At 52.9% G+C, this 14367-nt stretch carries 11 protein-coding genes; 6 read left to right on the top strand and 5 right to left on the bottom strand.

Features of this window, described 5'->3' with window-relative positions:
- Positions 1-511: 511 nt before the first annotated feature.
- Together AC1RPZ_RS11860 and AC1RPZ_RS11855 are read right to left on the bottom strand one after the other, a co-directional pair.
- On the bottom strand, positions 512-1978 hold the full coding sequence (locus AC1RPZ_RS11860) for an APC family permease (RefSeq protein ID WP_493137216.1): 1467 nt from the start codon (positions 1976-1978) through the stop codon (positions 512-514).
- A gap of 335 nt (positions 1979-2313) precedes the next feature.
- On the bottom strand, positions 2314-3249 hold the full coding sequence (locus tag AC1RPZ_RS11855; protein ID WP_493137215.1) for a LysR family transcriptional regulator: 936 nt from the start codon (positions 3247-3249) through the stop codon (positions 2314-2316).
- 131 nt (positions 3250-3380) lie between these two features.
- On the opposite strand from AC1RPZ_RS11855, the gene AC1RPZ_RS11850 reads away from it, so the two are divergent.
- Genes AC1RPZ_RS11850 through AC1RPZ_RS11840 form a run of 3 tightly spaced genes read left to right on the top strand, consistent with a single transcriptional unit; the run spans position 3381 to position 5962 of the window.
- Positions 3381-4385 carry a threonine ammonia-lyase gene (locus AC1RPZ_RS11850; RefSeq protein WP_493137214.1) on the top strand — a complete coding sequence of 335 codons (1005 nt, stop codon included), beginning with the start codon at positions 3381-3383 and terminating at the stop codon, positions 4383-4385.
- 39 nt (positions 4386-4424) lie between these two features.
- Complete coding sequence (locus AC1RPZ_RS11845) at positions 4425-5495, top strand: glutamate cyclase domain-containing protein (RefSeq protein ID WP_493137213.1); 1071 nt, start codon at positions 4425-4427, stop codon at positions 5493-5495.
- Positions 5492-5962 (top strand): RidA family protein, encoded by a 471-nt coding sequence (locus AC1RPZ_RS11840; protein WP_493137212.1) that lies wholly within the window; start codon positions 5492-5494, stop codon positions 5960-5962. Before AC1RPZ_RS11845 ends, AC1RPZ_RS11840 begins: the two co-directional genes overlap by 4 nt.
- Positions 5963-6011: 49 nt before the next feature.
- Here AC1RPZ_RS11840 and AC1RPZ_RS11835 read toward each other — a convergent pair whose 3' ends face one another.
- On the bottom strand, positions 6012-6914 hold the full coding sequence (locus AC1RPZ_RS11835; protein ID WP_223545226.1) for a LysR family transcriptional regulator: 903 nt from the start codon (positions 6912-6914) through the stop codon (positions 6012-6014).
- Positions 6915-7023: 109 nt separating this feature from the next.
- Here AC1RPZ_RS11835 and gcl point away from each other — a divergent pair, with 109 nt between their 5' ends.
- From gcl to AC1RPZ_RS11820, 3 genes are all read left to right on the top strand, one after another.
- On the top strand, positions 7024-8805 hold the full coding sequence (gene gcl / locus AC1RPZ_RS11830; RefSeq protein ID WP_493137211.1) for a glyoxylate carboligase: 1782 nt from the start codon (positions 7024-7026) through the stop codon (positions 8803-8805).
- A gap of 23 nt (positions 8806-8828) precedes the next feature.
- Positions 8829-9611 (top strand): hydroxypyruvate isomerase, encoded by a 783-nt coding sequence (gene hyi, locus AC1RPZ_RS11825; RefSeq protein WP_493137210.1) that lies wholly within the window; start codon positions 8829-8831, stop codon positions 9609-9611.
- 93 nt (positions 9612-9704) lie between these two features.
- Positions 9705-10598: a 2-hydroxy-3-oxopropionate reductase gene (locus AC1RPZ_RS11820; protein WP_223545227.1), complete on the top strand. Its 894-nt coding sequence runs from the start codon at positions 9705-9707 to the stop codon at positions 10596-10598.
- Positions 10599-10787: 189 nt separating this feature from the next.
- On the opposite strand, the gene AC1RPZ_RS11815 is transcribed toward AC1RPZ_RS11820, so the two are convergent.
- Positions 10788-12743, bottom strand: coding sequence for a DUF262 domain-containing protein (locus tag AC1RPZ_RS11815; protein WP_493137209.1), 1956 nt, complete (start codon positions 12741-12743; stop codon positions 10788-10790).
- The gene (locus AC1RPZ_RS11810; protein WP_493137208.1) at positions 12740-14218 is read right to left on the bottom strand and encodes a DUF262 domain-containing protein; all 1479 of its coding nucleotides are present in this window, start codon (positions 14216-14218) and stop codon (positions 12740-12742) included. The genes AC1RPZ_RS11815 and AC1RPZ_RS11810 overlap by 4 nt, the downstream gene beginning before the upstream one ends.
- Positions 14219-14367: the final 149 nt, after the last annotated feature.

Raw genomic sequence — 14367 nt, 5'->3', positions numbered from 1 at the left:
TAAGCTGCCTTCCTCGAAAGGCATCTTTAGGTCATTTTCTGCCGATAATATGCACGAACCGTCCTGGTCAAATCCGATGCAAATGACGGGTCAGGTCGAATGCAAATGGATGGGTAAGTCCGCGCAATTACTCACCCGGAAAGCGTGGATGGCTGAGTCAGATCAGCGCATGTTAATGAGTATGGACGTGCCCCTACCCCATTCCACTCAAACGAATAAACGTGATGGTGGCACCATTGGGAACATGGCGGTGCCCATGCATCAGTGGTAGGTGCTGATATTCTTGCGAGTGGGTTTCAGAATAGGAGAAGCCATACCCAGCTTCCATTAGGACAGCGACTGCCCAAAACGACAATGCGACGGGCTCGCTCATAACCGGGATTTCTGTGACTGTCCGCACAACGAGGGAATCCACAACGGAAATGCTCCATACCTTTCGATATGGAGCATTTTTTACATCGCGTAGGTCGCTAGTTTTACGCCGCCTGCTTAGGCTGCAATTTGACTAGGATCATGGATGACTACGACCCAACCTTTCATAAACTGCTGGACGATTGCGCTTGAAGTATTGAGCAAGCGCCATGCCCGCAAAAAGTACACCTACCAAGCAATACAGCAACCAGGTGCGTTCTCCAGGCTCTCCACCTACCAACAGATCAAAGCGGTAGGCAACCAGACCAACGAGACCGATGAAGAATACCGACGAGATTGCTGGAGCCAAAAATGCTTTTGCGAAACTGATGCCTTCGTACCGACCTTTACGCAGGTACCACGTCAGGGAGGACAGGTTGACCACAGTCATCAAAATGATGACACCCGAGGTTCCCACACCAGAAAGTTGGCCATAGAGCAGCTCAGGCTTTGCCCCAATGACAATGAATGGAAACAGTACCAGGAGCACCATAATGGAGACTGCCATTGAAGAAGCGAAAGGCGAGCCGTGCTTAACGTGGATTCTGCTTAACGGCTTAGGCAGTGCACCATCTGTTCCCAAATTAAAGAGGTAACGAGTCAGAACGTTATGAGTCGACAGCGCGGAAGCGAAAGCCGATGAGAGGACTAGGACAGTGACTATCATCTGGAGCCGAGGATCAATGAATTTACCAAAGGCGTTGGAAAACATCGTAGCCGGGGAGTCGGTTGCAACAGCCTGAGCGCTTGGGCCATAGGCCATGATCAGTGCATATACGCAGATGGTATACATGGCTCCGATAAACAGGATGGAACCATAGGTTGCACGAGGAATGGTCTTATCGGGATCCTTTACCTCATCACGATAAAGAGCTGTCGCCTCGAAGCCCATGAAGAAAGACACAACAAACAGCATAGAGAATGGAATGTTGACGCCCGGCTTAGAAAGCTCACTTGTAGAGAATGGTGCCATTGCAGTCAGAGTGTTATCGCCACCTACCTGCAGCACACCGAATGAGAAGCCCAAGCAAACTACAATTTCGGCCAACATTACCCACAACAGTACCTTGGCTGATAACTCAACATGCAGATAGCCAAGAATACCAACTACCGCCCAACAACTTAGCGCGTACACATACCAGGGAAATGCCGAGCCGGTTAAAGTTGTTTGAAGTTCAGTGCATGAAACACCAAAATATGAAGTAACACCAGCAAGCAGCACAAAATATGAGACTGCAGCCGTCAAACCAGCGCCAAGCCCTGCCGATTTACCTAACCCATAGCTAATAAATGAATAAAAGTCCCCGGAACGCTTCACAGCATTATTCAATGTAATGTAACCAATACCAAACAGTAACATCATCACCGAAACAAAAACGAAAAGTAGTGGGCTACCCACTCCACCAAACATTAAAGATACAGGTATATATCCAGCCACCGTAGTCAGTGGCGCCGAGAACGCCAAGACCGTCATCGCCAAGCTTAAAGCTCCCATATTCCCTGATAATTTCTTCTGGGGGGTAACGGTTTCGCCGAGGCCCTCAGCAGCACCGATATTTATAGCCATTTCCTTTCTCCTGCGAAATAGTGGGCGAAAAACCTTGGTAATAGACAGTGTAAAGTTATTACTCGCGGCCATACGCCACAGCTTTTGTTATTTTTTGGATACTCGGCTTAGTGCACACAACTCGTTATTGTTCACTGGCAATCCGTGAAAAAAATCCAGTGATCCAATCAACATTCAACATCATGTTGAGCGTGCTCATCGCGCTGTGGATCATCGTCGCGCCGGCTACCGATAACGTCAAATTTTCATTAACGATTTCAACTGATAATCAGATTTTATCAGTCAACGGGGATGCCGCTATCAACCTTAGGTTAGCAAGCCTTCCTCGCTTCTACTCAGTCGCCCGACATCCCGGCGACAACCTCGCTACATGTGCCTTCAGCTAGATTGGTGGCAACCTCTGAAGCAAGGCTTACCATCCTTAGAGTGGCAGGAGAGGCGTTGTTCATGTGCCATCTGTACACCACCATGGGCGGAGGCGGTGTGACCGGCAGGATCTCGAGTTCGCCGCGCCCAAGCTCCTCGGCAACCAGCAATGCCGGGATTACTCCAACCCCGATGCCATTGCGAATGAGGGCGATCAAAGCAGAAATGGAGGGCGTGCTGGAAAGCTGAATTTCTGTTGGATTGATACCGTATTTGAATGCCATACGCTGGACGGTACGTGTGGCTTCATCGTGCGGTGCGGTATTGCTCATCGGTGTCAAAATCTGGTAAGCAAAAATCGACGACTCATCCCTCATCTCTTTAATCAGCCCAGCCTTCGCCACCCAGTTGGTTTCTAGTGAAATCATTTTTTCTGAAATCGCATAGGGGTTTTGAGGTTGTCGATCCAGGGACAACACTAAATCAAGCTCTCCCCTATTGAGTTGCTCGAGCAGATCCGCGGTGAGCCCCACCACCCAACTAACCGAAATTTTTTTGAATTCTGCCTCAATTCGTTTCACTAGCTCAGGCAAAAGCGTATAAACCGCAGCTTCAATCAGACCAACTCTAACGACCCCGCCCACCTCATTCGCTTCTAACGCCGCAGTTCGAAACTCATTCAACGCCGAAATAGCTGCTTCTGCATAAGGAAGTAGACGCCGTCCGACATCCGTTAGCACGAGTACTTTGTGATCAGAAGTGAAGAGTTCGACACCCAGCTGTTCCTCAAGACTCTTAACACGCATAGACAAAGCAGAAGGAGTTGCATGCAACCGATCCGCTAATTTCCTCAGGTGCGGCATATGCGCGAGCTCAACAAAAGTTTCTAACAGCTTAATGTTCACTTTACTTCTCCAGCAGCTGTTCAATTTTGCTTAACAGGAACACTTAGTATTTCTGAATTTACAGAATTCTTAGCCTGTTCATACACTCGACGCAGAGTTAACAGAAATGCCATCAACACTTGGAAACCAATATGTCCAGTATCGAAAAAGGCGCACGACCAGTCCCTCCTACGCTCAATGACATCCAGGAGGCAGCTCATCGGATTAAGGGCTTCGCAATCCGCACCCCGCTCTTGGAAAACCGAGAACTCAATGAGATTGTTGGTGGCCGCCTGATTTTCAAACCTGAAGTCTTGCAACGAACGGCATCCTTTAAGTTTCGTGGTGCGTGCAACCGACTGCTTCAGCTGTTTCCAGAACAACAACGCGCTGGAGTCGTAGCCTTTTCGTCAGGGAATCACGCGCTTGCAACCTCTGAAGTAGCTCGGATCCTGGGAATACCCGCCACCATCATCATGCCGGCAGACGCCCCTCAAGCCAAGGTAAAGGGTGCAAGAGCCAATGGTGCGACAGTAATTCTTTACGATCGTAAAAAAGACGACCGTGAGGCGATCGGCGCGGAAATAGCTAACCGAACCGGAGCAACGATTGTTCCTCCGTACGATGATCCTTACGTCATCGCAGGGCAAGGTACCGTCGGCCTGGAGATCATGGAAGACCTGGACGCATTCGGAATCGAAGCCGACAGCGTCCTTGCCGCCTGCAGTGGTGGTGGCCTTATTGCCGGTCTAGCAACCGCAGTTCGTGCGAAGAGTTCGCGGACTCAAGTCTATGCAGTTGAGCCTCAAGGCTTCGATGAACTCGCTCGCTCTCTCGCAAGCGGTAAGCGCGAGCGTAACGCTCCCGATGCTAAATCCATCTGTGATGCATTGCAGGTAGTCACTCCAGGTGAGCTGACATTCGACATCAACCGCCGACTTCTGGCCGGTAGCCTGGTTGTCAGTGACGACGAGGTGCGCAAAGCCATGCGGGTCGCCTACGACAAACTGAAGTTGGTACTCGAGCCAGGTGGTGCTGTTGGCTTGGCAGCAGCCCTTGAACAACGCATTCAAACACGCGATCGGACGACCATGATTGTCCTGAGTGGCGGCAATGTCGATCCCGAGCTCTACGCCGAAATCCTGACCGCCCAGTAATGCCAATGTCCTCTCTAACCGCGAAAGGGATTAGAAGAAATGTTAAAGCCTGAAAGTGCACGCTATCAGCGAGTGTCACAGACCATCGATGAATTCATGAAGATCGACTTCACAGGCGTCGGTCTGATTTCGAATCTGTATGCCGCGTTGCAGAAAAACCAACCTGGTTATTGCTGCATGGGTGCTGCAGAACGCTTGGTGGAGGCTGCACGCTCTAAGCCAAATCAGCCGATCGTTATTGCTACGGGCTTCCCCGAAGGTGGCGGTGTTCCCGAGACTGATGGCCCCATTGGCGCAGCTCTCCTTGCCCGAGCGTTGTTTCTGGGTCTCGGTGTAATGACCGTGATTGTGATCGACGAAGATTGGGTCGAGATGATGGAGGCCACATGTCGAGGCGCGGGGCTGGCCCCACGACTGCTGCCGGCCTCCGGAAAGGCCGAAGTTATTGAGTATCTACGCCCGATCTATATCAAACCGGTTTCGAAGGAGAAAAACGCCTGCCATCGAGCTGCGGATAACCTGCTAGACATTACGCAACCTTCCCTGCTGCTTTCGATCGAGCGTCCTGGCTGTAACTCGAACGGCCTTTACCACGGCCTCGGTGGCCGACCATTGGATGGCATGGTTGGTGACCTTGATTACTTGTTCAACAAGGCGAAATCTCGCGGAATCATGACGCTTGGCATTGGAGACGGTGGCAATGAACTGGGCATGGGCGTAATCGCTAAGGAACTCCCGACCTTCTCACCAAAAGCTGTGGATTGCGGAACCCCGGGACGTGGCGGTGTAGGCGCTGTCACAGCAGCAGACTGGCTCGTGATCTCGAACATCTCCAACTGGGGCGCTACGGGTATCGTGGCAGCGCTTTCGGCTCTTCTCGAGAATCCAGTTGTTTTCCATGAGCCAGAGATTGAAACGCGAAGCACCGAACTTTGCATTGCTCACGGTGGCGTCGATGGAATGTTCATGGGGCCTGAGCCGGCACACGACGGCATCGCCATGCGTGAGTACGAAGGAATGGTGAGATCTCTGCGCGGTAGCGTCATGCGTGCGATGGGGCACTCAATTAACTGGAAAGGCGATCAAGGCGACTGGAGGCAGATCAAATGAGTTACCGCACTTTTACCGAAGCACTTAAAGAGCTGAATCTGGAATTGCCGCTTTCCAACGCTCCCTGCGGCAGTTACGTCCCAGCGGTCAAGGCCGGCGACTTACTGTTCGTTGCTGGGCAGGCGCCACGCGTAAATGGTGAGCTCAAGTTTTCCGGGCGGGTTGGTCGAGATCTGACCGTGGAGCAGGGTCGTGAAGCAGCGCAGCTTTGCGCGCTTAACATTCTGGGCCACCTAGCCCAAGCCACTGGCGACGACCCATCCAAAGTGGTGACGGCCGTGAGGTTGGCAGGCGTGGTCAATTGCGCAAAGGACTTCACCGCGCATTCTCAGGTACTCGATGCTGCCTCTGATCTCATAGCAAAAGTACTGGGAGCCTCGGGACAACACGCCCGGATTGCAACTGGTGCCTCTTCCCTACCATCGGGTATGGCCGTTGAGATCGAAGCTATCTTCCAGCTGAAGTGACAATCTGGGGCGGCTAATCACCGCCCCCTTTTCACGCTGAGCTGCGCCATCACAGCCAGTAATCAGGATGCTGATAAACACCCTTCAAGTAGTCTATAAAATGCCTGACCTTCGCCGGCAGAAATCTCTGCTGAGGATAAACCGCCTGGATGTCGTAGTCATTCAAGGCGAACTCATCCAATACCGTAACAAGCTCGCCACTCTCCAGTTCTCTGCGAATCTCCCAGATTGAACGCCAGCCAATTCCCAGCCCCTGCCTCATCCAAGAAAAAAGTAACTCACCATCGTTGCATGCCAGGTTCCCATTCACTCGCATAGCAATTTGTTTTCCATCCCTTTGGAACGTCCATCCCCGCGGCTGACCGCCCTGTAATGTGAAGGCCAGGCAGTTGTGATTTGAGAGCTCCTCCAAGGTTGTCGGCCGACCATGTTTAGCAAAATACTCAGGCGTACCGCACACCACTCTTCGGTTGGTAAATAGCTTTACGGCGACATAGTTGGGGTCGGTTACCCAGCCAATTCGAATGCTGAGGTCGTAGCCCTCCCCGACCAAATCAACAAGGCTATCCGTGAGGTTGAAAGACAGTTTGAGATTTGGAAATTTCTCATGGAAACCCAGCGCATGAGGAGCTACGTGCAGCCTTCCAAATGCAGCAGGCGCAGAGACTAGCAGGTTGCCCGAGACGAGCTTGGCGCTGTTGCTGATGCTCGCCTCCATGTCATCGAACTCTCGCACCAAATACTTTGCCCTTTCCAGCAGCTGCTCTCCCAGCTCTGTCAGATGCAGGCCTCGAGTCGACCTGTGCATGAGTTTTACCCCCAGCCGTTTCTCGAGCGAATCCAGCCTCCTTCCCAGCATCGCGGGGGTGACACCCTCGCTGAGGGACGCTGCAGCAAAACTGCCTTTCTGGGCGATCTGAATGAAGCTTTGGAGTTCTGTTAGACGCGCCATTCGATACCTTTTATATCGGCAGAAACTAATTTATGGGGCTTCAAGGCCTGCACGTGCTGCTCCACACTGGAATTCAGTATAAAAATATTGTTATTCCGGAGGAATTGCTATGCCGAAGATGAGAGCAATTGACGCAGCCGTTCTGGTAATGCGCCGTGAAGGGGTTGATACCGCTTTTGGCATCCCTGGTGCCGCCATCAACCCGCTGTACTCCGCCCTGCAAAAGGTCGGCGGCATCGATCACGTCCTCGCCCGCCACGTTGAAGGCGCGTCGCACATGGCCGAGGGCTACACCCGCACCAAGGCCGGCAACATCGGCGTGTGCATCGGCACTTCCGGCCCTGCCGGTACTGATATGGTCACCGGGCTCTACAGCGCCTCGGCCGACTCGATCCCGATTCTCTGCATCACCGGCCAAGCACCCCGTGCCCGTATGCACAAGGAAGACTTCCAGGCAGTCGACATCACCAGTATCGTCAAACCGGTTACTAAGTGGGCAACCACCGTTTTGGAACCGGGCCAGGTGCCTTACGCGTTCCAGAAAGCCTTCTATGAAATGCGCTCCGGCCGCCCAGGCCCGGTGCTGATCGACCTGCCGTTCGACGTGCAGATGGCGGAAATTGAATTCGATATCGACGCTTACCAGCCGCTGCCAGTGGCCAAGCCAGCCGCTACCCGCGTTCAAGTAGAAAAAGCCCTGGCACTTCTCGATCAAGCCGAGCGCCCATTGCTGGTGGCCGGTGGCGGCATCATCAATGCCGATGCTAGCGACCTGCTCGTGGAGTTTGCCGAGCTGACCGGCATCCCGGTCATCCCTACCCTGATGGGCTGGGGCACCATCCCTGACGATCACCCGCTGATGGTCGGCATGGTCGGTCTGCAAACCTCGCACCGGTATGGCAATGCCACGATGCTGAAATCCGACGTGGTGCTGGGCATCGGTAACCGTTGGGCCAACCGTCACACCGGTTCGGTCGACGTCTACACCGAAGGCCGTAAGTTCATTCACGTCGACATCGAAGGCACACAGATCGGCCGCGTGTTCACCCCGGATCTGGGCATCGTTTCCGACGCCGCTGCCGCGCTGACCGTGTTCATCGAAGTTGCTCGCGAATGGCAAGCCGCGGGCAAGCTGAAAAACCGCAACGCCTGGCTGCAAGACTGCCAGCAGCGCAAAGCCAGCCTGCAACGCAAGACTCACTTCGACAATGTACCGGTCAAGCCGCAACGAGTTTACGAAGAGATGAACCAGGTGTTCGGCAAGGACACTTGCTACGTCAGCACCATCGGTCTGTCGCAGATTGCCGGCGCGCAGTTCCTGCACGTCTACAAGCCGCGTCACTGGATCAACTGCGGCCAAGCCGGCCCGCTGGGCTGGACGATTCCTGCTGCACTGGGCGTGGTCAAGGCCGACCCGACTCGCAAGGTTGTCGCACTGTCAGGCGACTACGACTTCCAGTTCATGATCGAAGAACTGGCGGTGGGTGCGCAGTTCAACCTGCCGTACGTCCACGTATTGGTGAACAACTCGTATCTCGGCCTGATTCGCCAAGCGCAACGCGGTTTCGAGATGGACTTCTGTGTTCAGCTGGCATTCGAAAATATCAATGCCCCGGAGCTCGATGGCTATGGCGTAGATCACGTGGCCGTTGTGGAAGGACTTGGTTGTAAAGCGATTCGCGTACACGAGCCTTCGGAGATTGCTCCTGCACTGCGGGAAGCTCAGCAGATGGCGGAAAAATTCCGCGTTCCAGTCGTAGTTGAGATCATTCTTGAGCGCGTGACTAACATCGCTATGGGTACAGAAATCAATGCGATCAATGAATTCGAAGAGCTTGCGGTTACTGCCGATGACGCCCCCACTTCGATTCTGCCATTGAATCAAAACTAAGTTTTCAGCAGAAGGAAAGCCCCATGCTCCGTATAGCCGCCAACCTCTCGATGCTGTTCACCGAACATGAGTTTTTAGCTCGTTTTAAAGCCGCATCTGATGCTGGATTCAAAGGAGTCGAGTACCTCTTCCCCTATGACTTCAGTGTCACCGAGATTAAACAGCAGCTCGAAGCTCACGGCCTTACTCAGGTGCTGTTCAACCTCCCCGCTGGCGATTGGGCCAAGGGGGAGCGCGGCATCGCATGCCATCCCGACCGAGTGGAAGAATTCCGTGCTGGCGTCGACAAGGCCATTGAGTACGCAAAGGTTCTGGGTAACACCCAAGTCAATTGCTTGGCTGGCATTCATCCTCAGGGAATGGGCTTAGCCACCGTACGCAAGACCTTCGTCGAAAACCTCAAGTTCGCCGCCAGCAAGCTCGAGGCGGCTGGTATTCGCTTGGTAATGGAAATGATCAACACGCGAGACATCCCGGGTTTCTACCTGAACACTACCGCACAGGCCCTCGATATCCAGGCAGAAGTCGGCAGCGCCAACCTGTTCCTGCAGTACGACATTTACCACATGCAGATCATGGAAGGTGACTTGGCTCGCACCATGGAAGGCAACCTCAAGCTGATCAACCATATCCAGCTGGCGGACAACCCCGGCCGCAACGAACCAGGCACCGGTGAGATCAACTATCACTTCCTGTTCGATTGGTTAACTCGTATCGGCTACCAAGGTTGGATCGGTGCAGAGTACAAGCCGCTCACGACTACCGAGGCCGGTCTCAGTTGGCTAAAGACCCACAACGTAGTTTGAAGAATCGCCACATTTAGGCGCTTTCCGATTCCTTCAATACAGCCACACCCTCAATGAGGGACGTGGCTCCAGAAATGATAAGAGGCAACCCACATGGCGAACATTGGTTTTATCGGCACAGGCATTATGGGCCGTCCAATGGCTCTGAATCTGCAGAAGGCTGGCCACAAGATCTATCTCTCAACTCATCACAGCTCCGCTCCGGCAGACTTGCTCGCCGGCGGAGCCATTGCGCTGGCCAGCCCAAAAGAGGTTGCTCAGGAAGCAGAGTTCATCATTGTGATGGTGCCCGATACTCCTCAGGTAGAAGGAGTGCTGTTCGGTGCAGACGGCGTGGCGGAGGGTATCGGGCCTAACAAAGTAGTCATCGATATGAGCTCCATCTCTCCGTCAGCTACCAAGGTGTTCGCTGAGAAGATCAATGCTACTCAGGCGACTTACCTGGATGCTCCTGTATCCGGTGGCGAGGTGGGAGCCAAGGCAGGTACTCTCAGCATCATGGTGGGCGGAAGCCCAGAGACATTCCAACGCGCCCTTCCCTTGTTCGAAATCATGGGGAAAAACATTACGCGTGTTGGCGGGAACGGTGACGGCCAGACTGCGAAAGTCGCTAACCAAATCATTGTCGCGCTGAACATTCAGGCAGTGGGTGAAGCCCTGCTGTTCGCAGCAAAAAACGGTGCGGATCCTGCGATGGTGCGACAAGCGCTGATGGGAGGCTTCGCGTCCTCAAAGATCCTTGAGGTACATGCTGAGCGGATGATCAAGGGAACGTTCGATCCTGGATTCCGAATCGGCCTGCACCAGAAAGACCTGAACCTGGCACTACAAGGTGCCAAAGAGCTAGGACTCAACCTGCCAAACACATCCAATGCTCAGCAAGTTTTCAACACTTGCGTAGCACTGGGCGGGGAAAATTGGGATCACTCGGCATTGGTGAAGGGTCTGGAGCACATGGCTAACTTCTCCCTGAGAGACGAAAGCTAATCACACCTTGTATACGGTAGGCATGGAATCAAAGTCAGCAGAAATTTTAGCTGGCCCCTCCGGGAGCGCGATCAGGGTGCTCCCGTCTTCAATACGCCGTTTCGAAAGGAACGGTGAGTCATCCAGCTGTACGTAGAGTCGAAGCTCCAATGCAGCTTGGCGCGCACAGAGCTTCAGTTGTTCTAACCTTCAATCCTGACCTTGACCATAATGGCTAGCGATCAAGCCCAGCATCTTTTTTTGATGCCCCTCAATCGCTGTCTCATCCCAATCACGCTCAGCCTTGGCATTGAACATGTGGGCGAGCTTGAGCGAGTCGTATCGACTTTTGCCTTTGAAGTCTTCTCGCTTCTTCCCAACGCTCTGGTTGCTATAGGAAGAATTCTCACCAGGACTTAAAAGCACCAGATTGCCGAAACTATCCAAATGCTTCGCATCCATGAGGCGGCCAAACTCCTCCTTTCTTGGGTGGACGTGTTCTACAGAATTCTTTGACGTCACTCGATAGCCACCCAATTTCTTTGAGTCATAGAAATTGAAACGGCCACGCTCACGCCACAGAATGTATTCGAGCTTCTGAAACCAGTAATGCTCAAAACGTGTTCCTTGAGGTACGTTCAAGTCTTCAAGGACACTACCAATGTCTCGCTGAGCAGGACGATCGCCCATCAGCAGCATGAAGCTGGCATCTTTCTGGCTGTCTTCAGCTAGTGACAATTCGTTATCAATGCGCTCCAACAGTGCGACAACGCGAGCTTGCGTTCTGGCTGTCCCGGCCACCAACTCTCCAAGGAATGGCGTCAACCAGTACTGCGCACTCCGCTCGCCAGTAAAATTTCGCACACTTTGGAGCTGGCTCAAATCGCTGCTCTCCAGAGGGGTACGAGTAAGCCGGTACCCTTCCTCAGACTGCTTTAGCTGGACGTTAGTCTGACGTAGATACCAGGTATCGCTATCGGGTTCCGGCAGCCATTTCACCACCCAACGGTCAAACTGATATCTCACCTGCCACAAGCACTCGATAAAGGCTTTAGCCTGCTTCGCCTCCGCGCTATCGATAAAGTCTTCAAAATACTCGTTCAGCCGACTGTCATGCAGACGAACTTCGACATCCTCACCGCCATGCATTTGCTGATAGATACGGAAGGTGTGCATCAACAACAAGCTGAAACTGATAATGGGCCGGCAGTACCGGATACGCTCCACCTTCTCTTGTGGCTCACCGCTGACTGGCACTGGTTGCTTGGCCAACTGGGCAATGCTCACACCCTGTCCAACTTGGGACGTGACAGGCTGAAGCGGAAAAGTCTCAGCACAATACTCAGCTAGATCTTCATTCTTGAGACGCTTCCAATCAGCGGCAGGGAAAACCCGTCGTAGATTGCGCTCAAAAAAATCGTCCATATTTTCGCAGGCTTGCCAAATCGCATCGTAACGCAGCTTCAATCTTTCGATTTTGCTCAACAGACGCGCCTTGAGAATGTCGCTTTGCTCGAGCTGCACACCGCTGTTGTTCATGGTGGAAAAAAGACGATTCAAATCCATGCCCTTAGGCATGATGTTATTGACCCATCTCACCTTCGAAAAGATGTAGTCAGCGATACTCGCCAGATACTCTTCATCCTTCTGCTTCAACAAGGAGCCCAGGTGATCCGCGAGAGCCTTCCGGGCTGCGGACAGATGCTTGAGGTAGTCTTCGTCTGCAGGTGACGATCTCCTAGGGCCCTCTTCCTCTTCAAGCCCGGCCCAGGCGCCAAACAGCCGCTGGACTTCATCGCGAATGGCGAACACGAGCCGTGGCTTCTTATCAAGCACGACGAATTGCGCAAGAGCGTTGTCGGGTACAACTGCAGTGAGAGCGAGCGCCAGGAGCATCAACGTTGTCATGCGTTGCTGGCCGTCGATGACCTCATAAGTAGTACGCGCATGACTTGGTACCCGTGACGTCACAACAGAGGTCAATACCGTGCCAATGTAGTAGTGAGGCGCCTTGGTGTCGTGGGCAGTAATGATCTGATCCAGTAGTGCAATCACATCCTCGCTAGGCCATACATACGGACGCTGATAGCTGGGAATGATCAGAGCAATGTCCGTGTCACACAACACTGAAGGTGCCTGGACATAGGAAAGGACGCTAGTGCTCATAGGACACCTACCTGGCTCAAGGAATGCTTCACAAGCATCCGGCCGATAGCTTGCTTGAGCTCCTTGTCGTAGGTGTCCGGCAGGGCTTCACCGGGCTTTGCCAATGGCATTGAAAAATACTCCTGCACTGCCCGCACGAACCGAAATTTCACACTGTTTTCGTCAAGTCGATTGGATATTGGGCATTCGAATCTCTTCAACGTCGCCACCAACTCATCGTGAGTGAAACTGCTCGCAATCCAGTCCAACACAGGGTTCTTATGGACGAAACTCTGCGCGGTGCTCTCACGCACTGCTTTGTCATTTATCAACCGAGGTGCAAAAACCACGCGGAATAGCCAATACCCAGCTTCCATGAGTCTCTGTCGACCAAACTGACTGACGTACAACAACACAGCGCAATCAAAAAGCCTGAGCAAAAACTCGCTACCGTTGGCTTTTTTCACCAAGTCATCGTAAAACTGATGAAAGGACTGAAGGCTGCCATCATCCCGTTGGAGTAGCACATTTCGCCTCAACTGCTGAAAGTAGTCGAAGTACTGAATGACGTTCACACCGGCGTTCAGCGGCTGACGCATTGCGTAACCTCGCATTACCGCCTGATGCGCTTCGTCTTCAAGGAAGTGACTGATTTTGGCGGTGCGATAGGCCACATCTGCTCCCCTCCCCGTGCTCTCAGCAAGCTCAGTGACAATTTCCTCTCTCTCCTGAATAGGCTGGCGATGGCTGGATAGCGGACGCCATCTGAGTGCTTGCCAATGGCGCGCCTTCATCACCGCATCCATCGTGCCATTCAAGTTACCCCACGCTTCCCACCGCCTCGCAAAGTTATCCTGATCAACCTGTGGCACCATCCGTAGATGATGTGCTTTCAGAATCGCCGCACCATTGAGTCTGACGCCACCGGTATTCTGAGTTTCAAAAAAACGGTAAGCATCGTCCTCGTGCGGTGTCACCACCAAGGTGACGTTCACCTTGGAGAAGTCTACCTTTGGCAAGGCCTGCTGCTTAAGCCACTGCAGATTCTGCTGGGCGCGCATTTGAGACTCTGGTGAAGCTAACCAAACACCATTGGCCAGCGTACGCTCACCAAGCAGATGGGCGAGCAACGCCATGCTGATCAAACGTTGCTGGCCATCGATAATATTCAGTTGTTCTTTATGCCTCCAGGACTCACGAGTCTTGTGCACGATAATGCTACCCAGATAGAAATCATGCTGGGGGAGAGTTGCATCTGCAGGAGGGGAAAAATATTCAGTGAGATCATTCAGCAAGCGTTGAAGATGCTTTATTTGCCAACGATACGGGCGCTGGTACTCGGGAATGTTCAAACGCCCTTCAATCAGACTGCCATCGCTCCCACGAATCGATTCGGCAGCCAGCAAAGCTTCAACCGATGTGCTAGCCACTACGATTTCAGGAGTGACTAGACCACTGATCAAAGTCAGGTGTTCGTCCTTGAGTTGTTCGGTCATTCGCACCCTTTCCCTGAGATTAAGCAAACCTGAGCATCGGCGACAACTTGGAGAATCCTAGCCGCCATATAGTGGCCAGATGATCTCAACCAATCTGGGCAAATACAAGAACGGAAGCCTGAGCATTCACCCAGAAGGAGTTAAATCGA

This window comes from Pseudomonas sp. GW822-FHT02D10 (assembly GCF_058802345.1).
This window is presented reverse-complemented; position numbering and strand designations above follow the sequence as displayed.

What these genes read in the sequence shown, in the direction of transcription:
- gcl (WP_493137211.1), top strand. Translation starts at nt 7,024, where the DNA reads ATGCCGAAGATGAGAGCAATTGACGCAGCCGTTCTGGTAATGCGCCGT.
- AC1RPZ_RS11860 (WP_493137216.1), bottom strand. Translation starts at nt 1,978, where the DNA reads ATGGCTATAAATATCGGTGCTGCTGAGGGCCTCGGCGAAACCGTTACC.
- AC1RPZ_RS11820 (WP_223545227.1), top strand. Translation starts at nt 9,705, where the DNA reads ATGGCGAACATTGGTTTTATCGGCACAGGCATTATGGGCCGTCCAATG.
- AC1RPZ_RS11835 (WP_223545226.1), bottom strand. Translation starts at nt 6,914, where the DNA reads ATGGCGCGTCTAACAGAACTCCAAAGCTTCATTCAGATCGCCCAGAAA.
- AC1RPZ_RS11845 (WP_493137213.1), top strand. Translation starts at nt 4,425, where the DNA reads ATGTTAAAGCCTGAAAGTGCACGCTATCAGCGAGTGTCACAGACCATC.
- AC1RPZ_RS11810 (WP_493137208.1), bottom strand. Translation starts at nt 14,218, where the DNA reads ATGACCGAACAACTCAAGGACGAACACCTGACTTTGATCAGTGGTCTA.
- AC1RPZ_RS11815 (WP_493137209.1), bottom strand. Translation starts at nt 12,743, where the DNA reads ATGAGCACTAGCGTCCTTTCCTATGTCCAGGCACCTTCAGTGTTGTGT.
- AC1RPZ_RS11850 (WP_493137214.1), top strand. Translation starts at nt 3,381, where the DNA reads ATGTCCAGTATCGAAAAAGGCGCACGACCAGTCCCTCCTACGCTCAAT.
- hyi (WP_493137210.1), top strand. Translation starts at nt 8,829, where the DNA reads ATGCTCCGTATAGCCGCCAACCTCTCGATGCTGTTCACCGAACATGAG.
- AC1RPZ_RS11840 (WP_493137212.1), top strand. Translation starts at nt 5,492, where the DNA reads ATGAGTTACCGCACTTTTACCGAAGCACTTAAAGAGCTGAATCTGGAA.